Annotated in this window: 16 protein-coding genes; 12 read left to right on the top strand and 4 right to left on the bottom strand. The window is 47.0% G+C overall.

Translation table 11 applies throughout. The features are described 5' to 3' along the window. Positions 1-171: 171 nt before the first annotated feature. Positions 172-1551, top strand: a complete 1380-nt coding sequence (locus NL647_RS23905) for an MATE family efflux transporter (protein WP_005448289.1) — start codon at positions 172-174, stop codon at positions 1549-1551. 113 nt (positions 1552-1664) lie between these two features. Here NL647_RS23905 and pfkA read toward each other — a convergent pair whose 3' ends face one another. From pfkA to NL647_RS23890, 3 genes are all read right to left on the bottom strand, one after another. Further along, positions 1665-2627 carry a 6-phosphofructokinase gene (gene pfkA / locus NL647_RS23900; RefSeq protein ID WP_005448288.1) on the bottom strand — a complete coding sequence of 321 codons (963 nt, stop codon included), beginning with the start codon at positions 2625-2627 and terminating at the stop codon, positions 1665-1667. Positions 2628-2911: 284 nt separating this feature from the next. Next, positions 2912-3820, bottom strand: a complete 909-nt coding sequence (gene fieF / locus NL647_RS23895) for a CDF family cation-efflux transporter FieF (RefSeq protein WP_253650736.1) — start codon at positions 3818-3820, stop codon at positions 2912-2914. A gap of 123 nt (positions 3821-3943) precedes the next feature. Further along, positions 3944-4453, bottom strand: a complete 510-nt coding sequence (locus tag NL647_RS23890) for a CpxP family protein (protein WP_005448285.1) — start codon at positions 4451-4453, stop codon at positions 3944-3946. A 191-nt stretch (positions 4454-4644) separates the two neighbouring features. On the opposite strand from NL647_RS23890, the gene NL647_RS23885 reads away from it, so the two are divergent. From NL647_RS23885 to trmL, 4 genes are all read left to right on the top strand, one after another. Further along, positions 4645-5334, top strand: coding sequence for a response regulator (locus NL647_RS23885; RefSeq protein WP_005448283.1), 690 nt, complete (start codon positions 4645-4647; stop codon positions 5332-5334). Beyond that, positions 5334-6737: an envelope stress sensor histidine kinase CpxA gene (gene cpxA, locus NL647_RS23880; RefSeq protein WP_009700534.1), complete on the top strand. Its 1404-nt coding sequence runs from the start codon at positions 5334-5336 to the stop codon at positions 6735-6737. The genes NL647_RS23885 and cpxA overlap by 1 nt, the downstream gene beginning before the upstream one ends. Before the next feature lie 72 nt (positions 6738-6809). After that, positions 6810-7418, top strand: a complete 609-nt coding sequence (locus NL647_RS23875; protein WP_005448279.1) for a superoxide dismutase — start codon at positions 6810-6812, stop codon at positions 7416-7418. Positions 7419-7547: 129 nt separating this feature from the next. After that, on the top strand, positions 7548-8027 hold the full coding sequence (trmL, locus tag NL647_RS23870) for a tRNA (uridine(34)/cytosine(34)/5-carboxymethylaminomethyluridine(34)-2'-O)-methyltransferase TrmL (protein ID WP_009698900.1): 480 nt from the start codon (positions 7548-7550) through the stop codon (positions 8025-8027). A 70-nt stretch (positions 8028-8097) separates the two neighbouring features. On the opposite strand, the gene NL647_RS23865 is transcribed toward trmL, so the two are convergent. Further along, complete coding sequence (locus NL647_RS23865; protein ID WP_005448278.1) at positions 8098-8616, bottom strand: FxsA family protein; 519 nt, start codon at positions 8614-8616, stop codon at positions 8098-8100. Positions 8617-9040: 424 nt separating this feature from the next. Here NL647_RS23865 and aspA point away from each other — a divergent pair, with 424 nt between their 5' ends. The 7 genes from aspA to NL647_RS23830 all read left to right on the top strand — a co-directional run bounded on the left by aspA (position 9041) and on the right by NL647_RS23830 (position 17928). Beyond that, entirely contained in the window at positions 9041-10492 is a 1452-nt protein-coding gene (gene aspA / locus NL647_RS23860) for an aspartate ammonia-lyase (protein ID WP_005428778.1), read from the top strand. A gap of 178 nt (positions 10493-10670) precedes the next feature. Then, positions 10671-11978 carry an anaerobic C4-dicarboxylate transporter gene (locus NL647_RS23855; protein WP_017190954.1) on the top strand — a complete coding sequence of 436 codons (1308 nt, stop codon included), beginning with the start codon at positions 10671-10673 and terminating at the stop codon, positions 11976-11978. A 161-nt stretch (positions 11979-12139) separates the two neighbouring features. After that, positions 12140-13975 carry a protein-disulfide reductase DsbD gene (locus tag NL647_RS23850; protein ID WP_253650735.1) on the top strand — a complete coding sequence of 612 codons (1836 nt, stop codon included), beginning with the start codon at positions 12140-12142 and terminating at the stop codon, positions 13973-13975. 195 nt (positions 13976-14170) lie between these two features. Beyond that, complete coding sequence (locus tag NL647_RS23845) at positions 14171-14806, top strand: response regulator transcription factor (RefSeq protein ID WP_005448275.1); 636 nt, start codon at positions 14171-14173, stop codon at positions 14804-14806. 291 nt (positions 14807-15097) lie between these two features. Next, complete coding sequence (locus NL647_RS23840) at positions 15098-15724, top strand: MarC family protein (protein ID WP_005448274.1); 627 nt, start codon at positions 15098-15100, stop codon at positions 15722-15724. A gap of 200 nt (positions 15725-15924) precedes the next feature. Then, positions 15925-16188 (top strand): DUF4212 domain-containing protein, encoded by a 264-nt coding sequence (locus NL647_RS23835; protein WP_005448273.1) that lies wholly within the window; start codon positions 15925-15927, stop codon positions 16186-16188. Positions 16189-16200: 12 nt separating this feature from the next. After that, complete coding sequence (locus tag NL647_RS23830; protein ID WP_005448271.1) at positions 16201-17928, top strand: sodium:solute symporter family protein; 1728 nt, start codon at positions 16201-16203, stop codon at positions 17926-17928. The last annotated feature ends 113 nt before the right edge of the window (positions 17929-18041 follow it).

The following is an 18041-nucleotide window of genomic DNA, read 5'->3' as shown; positions in this document are numbered from 1 at the left end:
TGATCACTATATAAGGGGCAAAGCTAAGGATCCCAAGGGGTAGACGTGAATTTTTTGTGACTTAGTTAAAATAACCGGCAGCTAAGCAACGGTTTGCGCGCGAAATGCTCACTCGCCGAGGCAACGGCTTTCTTGTATCCTTGCCCTTCCCTCACCAGATAGATGTCAAAAATGCTGGAAAAGAATAAGCCGGACAATCAGACTCAAGACAAGCATGGTTTGTTGACCGCGCCCATTCCTGACACCTTACGCAAAATGACCGTCCCCATGACCATGGGCATGATCGCGATTTTGATGTTTAACTTGGTCGATACCTTTTTCATCTCGCTATTGGGTACCGAAGCGCTCGCGGCAATCAGTTATACCTTCCCAGTAACCTTTGCTGTGAACTGCATCACTATGGGCATTGGTATGGGTCTGTCGACCAATATCGGTCGCCTGTTGGGTCAAGGAGAGTCTTCTCAAGCAGCACGTTTTACTAGCCATGGTTTATTACTGGCAGTTGCTCTAGTTACGATTGCTTCAACGCTAGGTTTGTTTACCATCGAGCCATTATTCAGCTTCCTTGGCGCAAAAGAAGATTCCATTCCACTGATCAAGCAGTACATGCAAGTCTGGTATCTGACAATTCCCTTGTTGGTGATCCCAATGGCAGGCAATAGCGCTATTCGGGCGACTGGTGATACCAAGACTCCGGCGAAGATAATGATGCTCGCTGGATTGATTAACGGCATACTCGATCCATTACTCATCTTTGGCTACGGTCCTTTTCCTGAGCTCGGCATTCAAGGCGCTGCGATTGCTAGTGCATTCAGTTGGTTTGGTGCTTTGTGCGGTTCTTTCTATGTATTGATCAAACGCGAAAAGCTACTTGCGGCACCACAATGGCAGTGCATCAAACAAGATTGGCAACAAACGCTCAAGATCGGTACGCCCGCTGCTCTCTCGAATGCGATGACGCCGCTATCTGGTGCGATTCTGATGATGATTTTGTCTCACCATGGCACCGCAGCGGTTGCCGCTTATGGTGCTGCGCAGCGAATTGAGTCGATCTTGATTTTGGTGTTGATGTCACTGACTTCTGCACTCACCCCGTTTATGGCGCAAAACTTTGGGGCTAATAACCCTGCTCGTGCATTCGCTGGCTGGTTCCTGAGCATGCGCTTTGCGGTGGTGTTCCAAGGCTTTATCTTTTTGATGATGGTGCCCCTTAGCATTCCTCTCGCAGCACTCTTCTCCCAAGAAGCGGCAGTAAAAGACTTGCTGTGGCATTACCTCTTAGTCGTGCCGTTTAGCTATGGTTTCCAAGGTATTGTGATGATGCTGGTGAGTGGCTATAACGCGATGCACAAACCGCTGCGCGCTTTCCAATGGAGCTTTATGCGCTTGTTCGTCTTTACGCTGCCAGCGGCATGGATTGGCAGTCAGCTTTATAGCATCGAAGGTTTGTTCATTGGTATTGCTCTGGGTAACACACTAGGCGGTTTGTTAGGGTATCTCTTTGCCCTGCGCGAGCGTCGTATCACATTAGCAGAGCATGCGAGCTCTTAGTTCCACATAAAGCCAGTTTCAATCTCAGACGAACTTCAGCTTAGACAAGTTTCGGATAATAAAAAACCGCGGATAACCGCGGTTTTTTTAGATTTTGACTTTATCAAGCAGGCTTAGAATAGCTCTTCAGCAACTTGGTATAGGTCGTTGCGTACAGGACGCTTCATGTTCTCGATAGCATCAATGATGTCGTGGTGAACCAGTTGCTCTTTCACGATACCAACACAACGACCACCGTGGCCTTCCATTAGTAGGTGAACAGCATAGTTACCCATGCGAGACGCTAGAACGCGGTCAAATGCAGTTGGACGACCACCACGTTGGATGTGACCAAGAACCGTTGCACGAGTCTCACGACCTGTTGCCGCTTCGATCTCTTTCGCTAGTTCGTTTGCATCCATCATCAGCTCAGTTAGCGCGATGATTGCGTGCTTCTTACCTTTAGAGATACCGTCTTGGATGTTACCAATCAGCTTCTCTTTATCTAGACCAGTTTCTGGAGTAATGATGTACTCACAGCCACCTGCGATTGCAGACATCAGAGTTAGGTCACCACAGTGACGACCCATGATTTCTACGATAGAAATACGCTGGTGAGAAGAAGACGTGTCGCGTAGACGGTCGATTGCGTCGATAACTGTGTTTAGCGCTGTTAGGTAACCGATTGTGTAATCTGTACCTGCGATATCGTTATCGATTGTGCCTGGTAGACCGATACATGGGTAACCCATCTCAGTCAGTTTCTTAGCACCCATGTAAGAACCGTCACCACCGATAACAACTAGTGCATCGATACCGTGCTTTTTAAGGTTCTCAATCGCTTGTTCGCGTACTGCCACTTCCTTGAATTCAGGGAAACGTGCAGAACCTAGGAATGTACCACCCTTGTTGATCACATCAGAAACGCTAGAACGATCTAACCTTTCGATGCGGTCTTCGTAAAGACCTAGGTAGCCATCGTAAACACCGTAAACTTCCAATCCCTCAGATAGTGCTGTACGAACTACGCCGCGTACTGCAGCGTTCATACCAGGTGCGTCACCGCCACTTGTTAAAACACCGATCTTCTTAATCATGCTCACCCTCGATCTTTGGCAATCAATTATTTAATTTTCTTTTAGGCCCCTTGTTACCAAGCAACCTGCATAATCCAGAACTGTGCGTTATGTTACATTTCCTCTACAGGAATACCAATGAAAACACACTTTTTTATGTAACTTTTCTACTTATGTAAGAGTATTACAGTTTCTCTTTGCAACTTCGTTGATTCACATCAGGATCACGATTCTTAATAAGTAGTGATGGAAAGATAGTCAATAAGCGCCTATTTGTCGTCAGGCACAGCCCGATTTTTCGACTGTTACCAATCTTGCGCCTTCTGGCCTCTTTCTGGACCAAACACCACTGACAATGGATCTTGATGGATCAGCACATCCGCTTCCGGGAACAGCTCAAGTAGATTATCTTCTACTTTATCGGCAATGTGGTGGGCCTCGATCAAACGTAAGTTATCATCCAATTCTAAGTGCAGTTGGATAAAGCGCGTTGGACCAGACATACGTGTACGTAACTGATGCACACCCAATACCCCTTCCACTTTTAAGCACTCTTGACGAATCTGTCCCAACTCTTCATCTGGCAGCTTTCTATCCAACAAGGTCTGAATCGCCTCACTGACCATCTTGAATGCGCTGTATAAAATAAAGATACCAATACCCACCGCAAACACTGCATCGGCTTGGGTGACACCAAAGTAGCTCAAACCTAATGCCACCATAATGGCCCCATTCATATACAGGTCTGTTTGGTAATGCAGTGAGTCGGCGGCGATCGCCTGACTGCCCGTCACACGCACGACATGCTTTTGGAACATCACAAGTCCAAAAGTGACCACCATAGCAAATAGAGAAACGTAAACACCGAGCTCTGGAGCGTTTAATTCATGTGGGCGGAAGAAGCGCTCGACACCGTTCAGGATCAAGAACACCGCTGAACCAGAAATAAACATCGCTTGTGCCAGCGCCGCCAACGACTCGGCTTTACCGTGACCAAAAGTATGTTCTCTGTCGGCAGGTTGTAGGGAATAGCGCACCACAATGAGGTTCACCACCGAAGCGGCAATATCCAGCATGGAGTCAATTAAAGAGGCAAGTAAGCTGACTGACCCCGTCACCCACCAAGTGATGACTTTGACAATCAAAAGAAGCATCGCAACGATGGTTGCCGTCCAAGCTGCCATCGTCACTAAACGTGCGTATTGCTGTTTCATAATCAAATAGTTAACTCAAACCGTGCTTTGAGTATACCTTGAGAATGATTTAATGAGTATGAAATCGCCAAGATCAAAAAGAGGCAGCACTCTGGCTACCTCTCTTACGTTATCTTTCAGCGATTAGCTGTTGTGGTGCTTTTCCATGCGTTTTTGCATTTTTTCGCCACACTTTTGTTGACGCTCTTTTTGTAGCTCAACAAATTTTGTTTTTTGCTCAGGAGTCAGAACACTCAGCATTTGGTGCTTTTTCTCCATCATCTTAACGCGACGCTCAGTTTGCTTCTCAACCATCTCTTTTGCTAGGTCGTTTGCCGCTGCTGCATCGAAGTTATCAGCCAATAGCAGTGCTTGAACCTTTTCGTGGTGCGCTTGACGCTCAGCCATACGTGCTTCTTTACCATCCGCGAATTTTGCTTTCATTTCCGCTTTGTTCGCTTCACGCATTTCTTTTAGTTGGTCTTTTTGTGCATCAGTTAGGTCTAGTTGACGCATGATACCGCGGTCCATACCCATACCACACTCACCGCGATGACCTTTGTGGTCTTTACCGCCAAATGCGAATGCACTCGCTGTACCTAGAGTTAGAGGTAGAACAACAGCCGCTAGTACCAGTTTCTTTGCAGTTTTCATAATACGATTCCTTACACAGGTTAGTGATTCTTCTGAGCTGTTCTCACAGCGCTTGAGTGTAGAATACGACCTACTAGGTAAAGCGACGTATAGAGACCGTAAAGAATCGTAAAGAGTGATTTTTACACTCATTCTTCACCGTCATTACCATGTAATATTAAAACAACTACGAATGATAAATAGGTACTCATATGGCGAACATTCTTTTGATTGATGACGATACCGAGCTAACCAGCCTACTTAAGGAAGTGCTGAGCTTCGAAGGTTTTAACGTCAACGAAGCCAACGATGGAGAAGCTGGTCTCGCGGCAGTCACTGACGAAATCGACCTTATTTTGCTCGATGTCATGATGCCAAAACTCAATGGAATGGAAACCTTAAAGCGCCTGCGTGAAAACTGGGAAACGCCTGTTCTAATGCTGACAGCTAAAGGCGAAGAAATCGATCGCGTGATCGGTCTTGAACTGGGTGCGGATGATTACCTGCCAAAACCATTCAGCGACCGCGAACTACTGGCACGTATCCGAGCAATTTTACGCCGCACAAGCAGCACTCAAAAGAGCACTAAAAACGGTGACTGCATTGAGTATCAAGAAATCAAACTCTATCCAGGCAAACAGGAAGCCTATTGTGAAGAGGTTCTGCTGGATTTAACGACCACAGAGTTCGCCTTGTTGACTCACTTTGTACAAAATCCGGGGCAAGTCCTCACTAAAGAAACCCTGAGTCTTGACGTGCTTGGTAAGCGCCTTGCAGCCTTTGACCGCGCGATCGATATGCACGTGTCCAACCTACGGAAGAAACTGCCAGATCAGAGTAACGGTAAGCCACGCATTAAAACCCTACGAGGGCGCGGCTACATGTTGATTGAGGAGGATTAATGCGAGCACCACGCTTCAAACTACCGAAGATAAACAGCTTGTATGGACGCATCTTTGCCATCTTCTGGTTCACCATGTTTTTGGTTCTGATGGCTGTGCTGTCACTACCTCATCTTGATCCACGGAAAGCGCGCGACATTCCAAAAGAGCATTATCAACGTATGCTTGAAATACGTGACGGTATTGAGAAGAAGTATCGCAACCAAGATAACCTCGGCAAAATCTTATTTAGCCTTGAAGGACAACGACGCAGCAAGCATGACCCACGTCCAAGGATCTTCTTTTCCGATCACGAAGGGAATGTCTTAAGCACCTCGAGCCACAAAGACTTTAAGCTGCGTGCACTGCAAAATTTTGTCACCAGTATTGAAGATCAGTCACAGCCGAAACAAAAACTCTACGGTCGTTACATGATTGCAGGTCCAGTGCCAATCAATGTCGCTAATTCAGATCTACTGATGTACGTCGGCTTTAAGTGGAACGAGCCGCCACCAATCATGTTGCGCCTGTTTGACCACCCATTGCAGTTGCTGCTCGCCGTTATGCTGGTGAGTACACCGCTATTATTATGGTTAGCATGGGCATTGAGCCAACCAGCTCGACGATTGGAAACCGCAGCACAACGCGTTGCTAAAGGTGAGTTTGTCATCGATCCGAATCTAGAGAAAGGCACCACCGAGTTTCGCCAAGCAGGTACGAGCTTCAACCAAATGGTCGAGGCTGTGAATCAAATGATTTCTGGTCAGCAGCGTTTACTCTCAGACATCTCACACGAGCTGCGTTCCCCACTCACTCGCCTGCGTATGGCAAGTGCGTTGGCGACTCGTAAACAAGGTGAAAGCCCAGAGCTAACTCGTATTGATACCGAAGCGCAGCGCTTAGAGCAGATGATTGCCGAGCTGCTTGAACTGTCGCGCATGCAGGTAAACAGTCACATGACGCGCGAGACTCAGCCAATTGTCAGCTTATGGGAAGAGATCATCAAAGACGCGCAGTTTGAAGCCGAGCAAATGGGTAAAACCCTTAGCTATTCAACCTTACCGGATCGCAGTATCTCTGGTAATCCTAAATTGTTGATGAGCGCGGTAGAAAATATCATCCGCAACGCGATTTACTACGGCAAAGATGAAGTAAGAATCGACATTCAGGATTCATTCGATACCCTCAGCATCGTGGTTGACGACAATGGGGAAGGCGTACCTGACGAAGAATTGGAAGCAATTTTCCGCCCGTTTTACCGTGTATCTACAGCACGAGATCGCCATTCAGGTGGTACTGGCTTAGGATTAACCATCACCGACAGTGCGATTCGTCAGCACAGCGGTTCGATTGTTGCTAGCCGTAGCCCACTCGGCGGTTTGCGTGTCACCATCACCCTACCATTGATCAGCGCAGGCAAATAACCTTACAAAGATCAAAGTTGATAATGATTTTCATTAACATTAAAGTAAATCCTCCATAAAGGAGGATTTACAATGTCGCACATTTTCCCAGAGCTTCCATACGAATACGATGCGTTAGAGCCGTACATCGATGCGAAAACAATGGAAGTTCACTACAGCAAACACCATAAAACTTATTACGACAAATTCATGGCTGCCGCAAAAGGCAGCGCTCTCGAGACCCAAAGCCTCGATGACATCTTCGCTTGCATTTCTCAACACAGTCCAGCTATCCGCAACAACGGTGGCGGCTATTACAATCACATCATTTACTGGAACTGCATGTCACCAAACGGTGGCGGTGAACCTCAAGGTGCTCTAGCGCAAGCCATCAACGACAGATATGGCGACTTCGAAAAGTTTAAAGATGAGTTCGCACAAGCTGCTATCAATACTTTCGGCTCTGGCTTTGCTTGGCTGGTCGTAAAAGATGGCGATATTCACATTACGTCAACGAGTAACCAAGACAACCCTCTAATGGACGTTGCCGCGGTACAAGGTGAACCAGTCCTAGCATTGGATGTGTGGGAACACGCATACTACATCAGCTACCAAAACCGTCGTCCTGAATACATCGACGCATGGTGGAATGTGGTCAACTGGCGCGCAGTAGAAGAGAACTACGCTCGCGCTCTAAGTTAATCCCTCACAATTAGGGCAACACGCTGAGAGGTTACCCTCTTCTATACCCAGTCATTGTGTTGAATCTCGCTTCTCATGGTGACTTGGGTATATACTGCTCGCCTGTTTTGACCAATCTAATTCAATACCATGTTTGATATCGCTCTATACGAACCAGAAATCGCGCCGAACACCGGCAACATTATTCGCCTGTGTGCTAACTGTGGTGCGAATCTGCACCTGATTGAGCCACTGGGTTTCGATCTAGAAGAGAAGAAAGTCCGCCGCGCAGGTTTGGATTACCACGATTTGGCTCGCGTGACGCGTCATAAAAATTATCAAGCATTCTTGGAATACTTAGAGAAAGAGAAACAAGGCAACTACCGCCTGTTTGCATGTACGACCAAGACCACAGGTCATCACGTCGATGCAAAATACCAAGAAGGCGATGTTTTGATGTTTGGTCCGGAAACGCGTGGTCTGCCAGCAGACGTGATCGATAGCCTGCCAATGGAGCAACGTATCCGCATTCCAATGATGCCGGACGCACGCAGCCTAAACCTATCTAATGCCGTAGCTATCATTGCGTTTGAAGCGTGGCGCCAGATGGGCTTTGAAGGCGCGCTGTAAGCACAGCAAATGACAGATACTAAAAAGGGCGCTGAATGCGCCCTTTTGCTTTTCTTACTGACCGATTGAATCAGTTGAGCTTGTTACGATCATTGTCGTCTTTACGCTCGTATTCACCTTCGAAGGTGTTGCCGTTATCCGATTGAGAATCAAATGGGTCACGACGGAACGGGTCTTGCTCAAATGGACCTTGATTTGAGAAGCCACCTTGGAAGCCGCCACCGTTCATGGTCTTCACCACCATCTTACTCATTAGGTATTTGGCAATTGCCGCTCGCGGTGCTGGCAACAATACCAACATACCCAATGCATCGGTCATGAAACCTGGGGTTAACAACAGCACACCGGCAACCGCCAGCATCACACCTTCAAAAATCTGTTGCGCTGGAAGCTCACCTTGCTCTAAGCGCCCTTGCACCGACATTAGCGTCTGGATGCCTTGGCTACGTACCAAAGACGCACCAACAAATGCAGTAATCAACACCAAAGCAATCGTAGGCCAGAGACCTAAGAAGCCTCCCACCTGAATAAATAGACCGATTTCGATGATCGGGACGAAAATAAACGCCAATAATAAGATAGGAAACACATGCCCTCCTTTGTTGAATTCAGTGTAATGGCAAAAGCCTACTAAGCTCAAACGAATCGTTGTAAAAAAGCGTGTTCACCCTAGGGAGAATGCATTGTGCAAAAAGCGCTCTTTGAACAAAGGTGCATATACAAAAATTGATCGTTGAAAAGTGCTATTTTCGGACTCTTAAAACCCATGTTTGTCGAGGAAAAACATCTACCCATAAAGGGTTATTAATATCCCGTTCATACTTTGCAAATTATTGACGCATTAAAAGCGAAAAAGGTGATCCACTTACTATTTTTATGCGCTAGGTGCAGTATGATGTGCCACATAAGTCAGGACGGTTTTTCCAGCCAAAAACTCTGATGAATGGATTCTTGATTGCAGAAATGGCTAATAAATAACTTAAATATCAGAATTATTATCTAAGGATCCTGTTATGGCTACACTATCTGATGCTCCAAAGACAGCAAACCAAGCCACTCGTATTGAAGAAGATCTATTAGGCCAACGTCATGTCCCTGCCGATGCTTACTACGGCATCCACACGCTTCGCGCTATCGAAAACTTCAACATTTCAAGCACTACCATCTCTGACGTACCTGAATTTGTGCGTGGCATGGTAATGACTAAGAAAGCCGCTGCACTAGCAAACAAAGAGCTAGGTGCGATTCCAAAAGACGTTGCTAACTACATTCTAGAAGCGTGTGATTTGATCCTTGAAACAGGTAAGTGCATGGATCAGTTCCCTTCAGACGTATTCCAAGGTGGCGCAGGCACGTCAGTTAACATGAACACAAACGAAGTTATCGCGAACGTTGCACTTGAACTGATGGGCAAGGAAAAAGGCCAATATGAGTTCATCAACCCGAACGATCACGTTAACAAGAGCCAATCAACAAACTGTGCGTACCCAACGGGCTTCCGTATCGCGGTTTACAACAGTGTTCATCAGTTGATGGAAGCGATCGAATACCTAAAAGGCGCATTCGAGCTTAAAGCACAAGAATTCAAAGATGTGTTGAAGATGGGTCGTACTCAGCTTCAAGACGCGGTTCCTATGACTGTAGGTCAAGAGTTCCACGCATGGGCAGTAACACTAAACGAAGAAATTCGTGCCCTAGATTACACATCTAAACTACTACTAGAAATCAACCTAGGGGCAACGGCAATCGGTACTGGTCTAAACGCACCAACTGGTTACCAAGCACTAGCAGTGAAACACCTAGCGGAAGTCACTGGCGTTGAAGTGGTTGCAGCAGAAGACCTAATCGAAGCAACCTCTGACTGTGGTGCCTACGTGATGACGCACGGTGCGCTGAAACGTCTAGCAGTGAAACTATCGAAGATCTGTAACGACCTTCGTCTACTTTCTTCTGGTCCACGTGCAGGTCTGAACGAACTGAACCTACCAGAAATGCAAGCAGGCTCTTCAATCATGCCAGCTAAAGTAAACCCAGTTATCCCTGAAGTAGTAAACCAAGTTTGCTTCAAAGTTCTAGGTAACGACAACACGGTTTCTTTCGCAGCAGAAGGCGGGCAGCTACAGCTTAACGTAATGGAACCAGTTATCGCACAAAGCGTGTTCGAGTCTATCTCTCTACTACACAACGCGTGTGTGAACCTACGTGACAAATGTATCGATGGCATCACTGTGAACAAAGAAGTTTGTGAGAACTACGTTTACAACTCTATCGGTATCGTAACTTACCTAAACCCATACATCGGTCACCACGAGGGCGATATTGTGGGTAAGATCTGTGCTGAAACAGGTAAGAGCGTACGTGATGTGGTTCTAGAACGCGGTTTATTAACTGCAGAAGAGCTAGATGACATCTTATCGGTTGAAAACTTCATGCATCCGACTTATAAAGCGAAACGCTACGAGTAATCGTATATGTAAAGGGGTCCCTAACGGGGCCCTTTTTTAGGCTCTGATACGGTTAACCACATTTTTTATGCGCTTTTTATTGCCGTAAGCCGATCAGGTTCTGATTTTCTGAACACTTACTCCTGTTCCTGAGTGCTCAAAAAATCAGAATCATTAAAAAACTAAAAGAGGTATCAATATGGTAATGGTCGAACTCTTCGTGGTTCTGCTCTTCATCTATTTGGGGGCAAGAATCGGTGGTATCGGCATTGGTTTTGCCGGTGGTGCTGGGGTAATTGCATTGTCTTTAATCCTAGGCGTACCGACAAGCCAAGCTTACATCCCTGTCGACGTAATCCTGATCATCATGTCTGTAATTACCGCTATCGCAGCAATGCAAGTTGCGGGTGGTTTGGACTGGATGGTTCAAGTTGCAGAAGACTTTTTGCGTAAACATCCCGAACGCATCACTTTTTACGCGCCTATCGTGACATTCCTAATGACACTGATGGCAGGTACAGGTCATACCGCTTTCTCTACTCTACCTGTAATTGCAGAAGTAGCAAAAGGTCAAGGCGTTCGCCCTTCTCGTCCACTATCTATCGCGGTAGTTGCATCGCAAATCGCTATCACAGCATCGCCAATCTCAGCGGCAGTTGTAGCGTTCGCAGCAATGCTTCACCCATTCGGCGTTGACTACTTGACGCTACTAGCGATCTGTATCCCAACAACGTTCATCGCTTGTATGATCGGTGCATTCGTAGCGAACTTCATGGGTAGCGAGCTTAAAGACGATCCTGAATACCAAGACCGTCTAGCAAAAGGCTTGATCAAGCTAAACACAGAATCTAAGCGCGAAATCCTGCCAACAGCGAAGAAAGCAACTTTCATCTTCCTAGGCGCTATCGCATTCGTAGTGTGTTACGCAGCAGCAATCTCTGGCTCTGTTGGCCTTATCGAGAACCCTGCTCTAGGTCGTAACGAAGCTATCATGACGGTAATGCTTGCAGCTGCGGCAGCTATCGTAATGAGCTGTAAAATCGACGCTGGCAAAATCCCAGCAGCAGCAACATTCCGCTCTGGTATGACAGCGTGTGTGTGTGTTCTTGGCGTAGCATGGCTAGGTTCTACGTTCGTTAACGCGCACGTTGACGGCATCAAAGAAGTGGCTGGTGCGCTACTAGCAGACTACCCATGGATGCTAGCACTTGTTCTATTCTTTGCTTCAATGCTGCTTTACTCGCAAGGTGCAACTACCGTTGCGCTTATGCCAGCAGCACTAGCAATCGGTGTGGCACCACTTACCGCAGTTGCGTCTTTCGCAGCAGTAAGTGCGCTATTCGTACTGCCAACTTACCCAACGCTTCTAGCAGCGGTTGAGATGGACGACACGGGTTCAACTCGTATCGGTAAATACGTATTCAACCACCCATTCTTTGTACCTGGTGTGGTAACCATCGCTTCTGCGGTAGCACTTGGCTTCGCATTCGGTGGTCTGCTGATCTAGTAGAAACAGAGTCTTACTCGGGGAGCTTCGGCTCCCTTTTTTATTGCCTGTCGCATTGGAGAGCGCTTAACAAATCTTCACTTCCATGAAACTTATTGGCTAGTCAGCAGGTCTGATTGAGTTACACTAACGGCAATTATCTAAGATGAATTGAACCTTTTATGCGTGCATTACTCTCCGTCTTACTCTTAGGGCTTATTACCTTCTCTGCGCCTTCTTTTGCTTTGTTTGGCAATGATCAGTTAAACAACAGTCAAAGCAATGCTTTTGGCAGCAGCAACGATACCTTTGTACCTGTCGATCAGGCTTTCCCATTCAACTACTACCAGCAAGACGGCAAATTAATGTTGGATTGGCAGGTACGTGATGGTTACTACCTGTATCAAGAACGTTTGTCGGTAGCGGGCGAGAAGGTGTCGTTAGGCGAACTGCAAATGGAAGATGGAACGCCGCATAAAGATGAATTCTTTGGTGACGTACATATCTACACTCAGCCTCTGTTCGTTAACGTCCCAATGCACGACTGGCAAGACGGAGCACGCGTGGTAGTACAATACCAAGGTTGTGCGAAAGCAGGCTTCTGTTACCCACCAGAAACTCGCGTGATTCCTATCAGCGCGTTTACTTCATCGAACTCAGATTCAACAGCGGCGACGACTGCACCAAAAGCAGAACAAGCGCCAACAGCAACGCCACCAGCGGCGCAATCATCTAGTTCTAGCGGCACATCATCGGCTCCAGTAACACAGCAAGATAGCCTTGCCGCAAACCTAGCTGATAACTGGTGGACGCCACTTCTGTTTTTGGCGCTTGGCGTAGGTTTGGCATTTACACCATGTGTACTGCCGATGTACCCAATTCTGACTAGCATCGTGCTTGGCAGTGGCAAATTGAGCCAACGCCGCGCACTAGGCTTATCTTTTGTCTACGTGCAAGGCATGGCGCTGACTTACACCCTACTCGGTCTTGTGGTCGCATCTGCGGGCATGCAGTTCCAAGCAGCGATGCAACACCCTTACGTGTTGATTGGTTTGAGTGTGCTATTCGTGGTGCTCGCTCTGTCTATGTTTGGCGTTTATAACCTGCAACTGCCAAGTGGCGTACAAACTTGGTTAAACAACCTCAGCAACAAACAACAAGGTGGTAGCAGCGCAGGTGTATTCGCCATGGGTGCGATTTCTGGTTTGGTGTGCTCCCCATGCACCACAGCTCCTCTGTCTGGTGCGCTACTTTACGTTGCACAAAGCGGTGACTTACTGACAGGTGGTATCGCGCTCTATGCACTAGCAATGGGTATGGGTATTCCACTCATTCTTGTTGCAGTATTCGGCAACAAACTTCTGCCAAAAGCAGGAGGTTGGATGGATCGCGTTAAGACGCTGTTCGGCTTCATTCTACTGGCAGCTCCTATCTTCCTACTTGAGCGTATCTTGCCAGAAATGTGGGCTACGGCATTGTGGTCAGCACTGGGTATCGCGGCTTTTGGTTGGCTATACCACATCAAAAACAGCCTAGAATTTGGCGGTTGGAAGCAAAGCGCAGTAGGCATCATTGCTGTGCTTGGTTTGTTTGCTTCTGCTCAACCAGCATTGAACTATTGGTTTGGCGGCAACACCACTACACAAACTCAGCAAGCAACAGTGAGTTTTACTCGTATTACTAACGTGGCTGAGCTTGAGGCTGCACTTGCTCAGGCGAAACAAGTAGGTAAACCAGTGATGCTGGATTTCTACGCCGACTGGTGCGTAGCATGTAAAGAGTTCGAGAAGTACACCTTCCATGACCCAAGCGTCGAAGCCAAACTACAAGACTTCGTTCTTCTGCAAGCGGACGTAACTAAGAACCAAGTGCAAGACATCGAGCTGCTTAAACATATGAATGTACTGGGTTTACCAACGATTGAGTTCTGGGATGCCAATGGCGAACATGTTTCAAACGCTCGTTTGACGGGCTTTATGCAAGCCGAGCCTTTCTTAGAGCACATCAACCGATTCTGATGATGAATCATTCAAACGCCAGTGATTATTCACTGGCGTTTTTTGTTGTCTCAATAAAACTGAGAAAGTTGCGTTTATATGCAATTTTTCTAATAAAAGTCGATTTAGTTCAGACTTTTAGCGGATAAATATTGTCCACATTCTTAAAGGTGGACAATAATTCCATTAACGAAATAGTCAAAAGTGTTTAACGTCATGGATTCGACCTACACCATTATCATCGCTGATGATCACCCGCTGTTCCGCAATGCCTTGTTCCAATCGGTACACATGGCTGTGAGTGGTGCTAACCTTCTCGAAGCGGATACGCTGGATGCTCTACTCGCGTTGCTGGAAAAAGAAGAAGAGCCAGATTTGGTGTTGTTAGATCTCAAGATGCCAGGCGCAAATGGCATGTCGGGGTTGATTCACCTTCGTGCTGAATACCCAGATATCCCAGTGGTGGTGGTATCTGCCAGCGAAGAAGCAAGCGTGGTCACACAAGTGAAAAGCCACGGTGCGTTCGGCTTTATTCCAAAATCGAGCGACATGCGTGAGCTAGTCAATGCCCTTAACCAAGTCCTTAATGGCGACCCATACTTCCCAGAAGGCTTGATCACCAATAACGCAGCTTGTAATGACTTGGCAGAAAAAATTGCCGCACTTACCCCCCAGCAATACAAAGTGTTGGGCATGCTTTCCGATGGCTTACTCAACAAACAAATCGCTTACGAGCTCAATGTCTCAGAGGCCACCATCAAAGCCCACATGACCGCAATTTTCCGCAAACTGGGCGTGAAAAACCGAACTCAAGCCGTCATCCTACTGCAGCAAATGGAACCCGAGCAGTAATGTGTTAGTAAATATATCTAATTCACATTTATATGACGCAAAAAGAACAACAGACGTTAAAATGATAATGCCAATCACAGTGAGTCAGAGCTTATAAATAGCGTAGGAAAAAGGCTTCAGAACAAGGCGAAAATTTTCGATAAGTAGTTCTCCTACAATCGAAATTTTTAACGCCGTTATCGAGCGTTTTCACAAGCTAGAATAAGCAATTACTAGCTACGATTGGCATAGATTGCACCACGCAGCCTTTTTCATCCCTCTGTTAAACCGCTAACTCTGGGAGGTCATACTTTGCTAAGTATTCTCGTCACTCAATTCGTCGTACTCTGGGCCGTCATCGACCCGATTGGTTCAGTACCCGTTTATCTATCACAAACTCAACACCTCACGGCAAAACAGCGTCGCCTCGTCGCATTAAAAGCCATTGCCATTTCAATGGGTGTGTTGTTGTTCTTTCTTATTGCCGGTCAGTTGTTGCTGGAAGCAATGCAAATCCCATTGCCCGCCTTTCAAGCCGCTGGTGGCTTAGTGTTATTGCTGTTTGCATTGTCGATGATTTTTGGTGAGAGCAAGCCAGAACAAGAACAAAAACTGGGCGAAGAAGTCAGCCACTCCGATCTCGCTGACTTAGCCGTTTACCCTCTTGCGATCCCTTCGATTGCATCGCCGGGTGCAATGATGGCTATCGTGATGCTCACCGATAACAACCGCTACTCTTTCGTCGACCAAGCCATGACCGCAGGCGTCATGATTGCGGTACTTCTGGTTACCCTATTCTTGTTACTGGGTGCAAACACGATTCAAAAAGTGATTGGTAACGTAGGCGCAGCCATCATCAGCCGCGTAATGGGGCTTATCCTTGCTGCTGTTGCACTGAATAATTTGCTGCTTGGTATAAAAGATTTCTATGTTAATTGATAAAACTCTTAGACCTTTGGCTAATTTAACATCAAATTAACATCACACTTTTATTCTCACTTCTTCTCAAACGCCCTAAAAATGGGCGTTTTTGCTTTTTAGCATCCCGACTAAAGTTGAAAAGAGTTCTTGCCAGTGCCTTGCTAATGTACATGTTGAAACATTTTTTTAACAACAATACCAATCGTAAGGAGACGGCAATGGCATTTGAAAGCGAAGAAAGAGCCAAAGCCTACTGGGACAAGAACGTGAAGCTCATGATTACCCTGATGGTCATCTGGTTCGTAGTGTCTTTCGGCTGCGGCATTTTATTTGTCGACGTACTTAATCAATTTCAATTAGGTGGATACAAACTCGGGTTCTGGTTTGCTCAACAAGGTTCCATCTATGCCTTCCTAGGTATTATTTTCTACTACGCGTGGAAAATGCGCCAAATCGACCGTGAATTCGGCGTAGATGAGTAAGGAGTAACTCAGATGGATTTGAAAACTATTACCTATCTGGTGGTTGGCGCGACGTTCGTCCTCTACATCGGTATTGCGATTTGGGCTCGTGCGGGCTCAACCAAAGAATTCTATGTTGCAGGCGGCGGTGTAAACCCTATCGCTAACGGCATGGCAACCGCAGCAGACTGGATGTCAGCAGCATCATTCATCTCAATGGCAGGCTTGATTGCCTTCATGGGCTACGGCGGCTCGGTATTCCTGATGGGTTGGACAGGCGGTTACGTACTACTGGCACTTCTGCTTGCACCATACCTACGTAAGTTCGGTAAGTTTACTGTGCCAGAATTCGTAGGTGAGCGTTTCTACTCTAACGCAGCGCGTATCGTAGCGGTTGTGTGTCTTATCATCGCATCAGTAACTTACGTTATCGGTCAGATGAAAGGCGTGGGCGTGGCGTTCGGGCGTTTCCTAGAAGTGGATTACTCAACAGGTCTACTGATCGGTATGTGTATCGTATTCATGTACGCCGTAATGGGCGGCATGAAAGGCATTACCTACACGCAGATTGCTCAATATTGCGTACTCATTCTTGCTTACACTATTCCTGCAATCTTTATCTCTCTGCAACTAACAGGTAACCCACTACCACAGATCGGTCTAGGTAGTACCATCCAAGGCACCGATGTCTATCTACTCGATCGGCTCGACCAAGTGGTCACCGAACTCGGCTTCAGTGAATACACCACTCAAGTTCGTGGCGACACGCTAAACATGTTCGTGTACACCATGTCACTGATGATCGGTACGGCGGGTCTGCCACACGTAATCATCCGTTTCTTTACCGTGCCTAAGGTTCGTGATGCACGTACATCAGCAGGTTGGGCACTAGTTTTCATCGCTATCCTTTACACAACAGCACCTGCAGTATCTGCAATGGCACGTCTAAACTTAATGGATACCGTTAACCCAGCTCCGGGTCAGCACCTTGCTTATGATGAGCGTCCTGACTGGTTCAAGAACTGGGAGAAAACAGGTCTACTAGGCTTTGATGATAAGAACGGCGACGGTCTGATCGAGTACACGTCAAACCCAGCAACCAATGAGCTGAAAGTTGACCGTGACATCATGGTACTAGCAAACCCAGAGATTGCTAAGCTACCTAACTGGGTTATCGCACTTGTCGCAGCAGGTGGTCTGGCGGCAGCACTATCGACAGCTGCAGGTCTACTACTGGCGATTTCGTCCGCAATATCTCATGACTTAATCAAAGGTGTGATAAATCCGAACATATCCGAGAAGAAAGAGCTGCTCGCGAGCCGAATCTCCATGGCAGTCGCCATCGCAGTCGCCGGTTACTTAGGCTTGAATCCGCCAGGGTTTGCAGCCGGTACGGTAGCGCTCGCCTTCGGTCTGGCGGCATCCTCCATCTTCCCTGCGTTGATGATGGGTATCTTCAGTAAGAGCATCAACAAAGAAGGCGCAATCGCGGGTATGATTGCGGGTATCAGTATCACGCTATTCTACGTATTCCAGCACAAAGGCATCCTATTTGTTGCTGACTGGACTTACCTACAAAGCTGGGGTCAGAACTGGTTCCTAGGCATCGAACCAAACGCATTTGGTGCAATTGGTGCTGTGTTCAACTTCATCGTGGCATTCGCTGTATCGAAAGTAACGGCAGAAACACCACAAGAAGTAAAAGACCTAGTCGAGCACGTACGTGTACCAGCAGGCGCTGGCGGTGCGGTAGACCACTAAAATATAACGCAAACCACAAAAGCCCCGCTTGGGGCTTTTTTATTCACTTAACTTATTCTAATAATTAGAGATTCCCTGAACCGTAGCAAGGAAGCATACCAATGCCATTGATT

The organism is Vibrio sp. Y29_XK_CS5 (assembly GCF_024181835.1).
GTDB classification, from domain to species: Bacteria; Pseudomonadota; Gammaproteobacteria; order Enterobacterales; family Vibrionaceae; genus Vibrio; species Vibrio harveyi.
The sequence above is the reverse complement of the archived record's forward strand: the minus strand, read 5'-3'. Positions and strand labels throughout refer to the sequence as shown.

Coding starts and splice junctions, on each gene's coding strand:
- NL647_RS23885 (WP_005448283.1), top strand. CDS start 4,645: ATGGCGAACATTCTTTTGATTGATGACGATACCGAGCTAACCAGCCTA.
- NL647_RS23845 (WP_005448275.1), top strand. CDS start 14,171: ATGGATTCGACCTACACCATTATCATCGCTGATGATCACCCGCTGTTC.
- NL647_RS23855 (WP_017190954.1), top strand. CDS start 10,671: ATGGTAATGGTCGAACTCTTCGTGGTTCTGCTCTTCATCTATTTGGGG.
- trmL (WP_009698900.1), top strand. CDS start 7,548: ATGTTTGATATCGCTCTATACGAACCAGAAATCGCGCCGAACACCGGC.
- cpxA (WP_009700534.1), top strand. CDS start 5,334: ATGCGAGCACCACGCTTCAAACTACCGAAGATAAACAGCTTGTATGGA.
- NL647_RS23850 (WP_253650735.1), top strand. CDS start 12,140: ATGCGTGCATTACTCTCCGTCTTACTCTTAGGGCTTATTACCTTCTCT.
- NL647_RS23905 (WP_005448289.1), top strand. CDS start 172: ATGCTGGAAAAGAATAAGCCGGACAATCAGACTCAAGACAAGCATGGT.
- pfkA (WP_005448288.1), bottom strand. CDS start 2,627: ATGATTAAGAAGATCGGTGTTTTAACAAGTGGCGGTGACGCACCTGGT.
- NL647_RS23890 (WP_005448285.1), bottom strand. CDS start 4,453: ATGAAAACTGCAAAGAAACTGGTACTAGCGGCTGTTGTTCTACCTCTA.
- aspA (WP_005428778.1), top strand. CDS start 9,041: ATGGCTACACTATCTGATGCTCCAAAGACAGCAAACCAAGCCACTCGT.
- fieF (WP_253650736.1), bottom strand. CDS start 3,820: ATGAAACAGCAATACGCACGTTTAGTGACGATGGCAGCTTGGACGGCA.
- NL647_RS23830 (WP_005448271.1), top strand. CDS start 16,201: ATGGATTTGAAAACTATTACCTATCTGGTGGTTGGCGCGACGTTCGTC.
- NL647_RS23835 (WP_005448273.1), top strand. CDS start 15,925: ATGGCATTTGAAAGCGAAGAAAGAGCCAAAGCCTACTGGGACAAGAAC.
- NL647_RS23875 (WP_005448279.1), top strand. CDS start 6,810: ATGTCGCACATTTTCCCAGAGCTTCCATACGAATACGATGCGTTAGAG.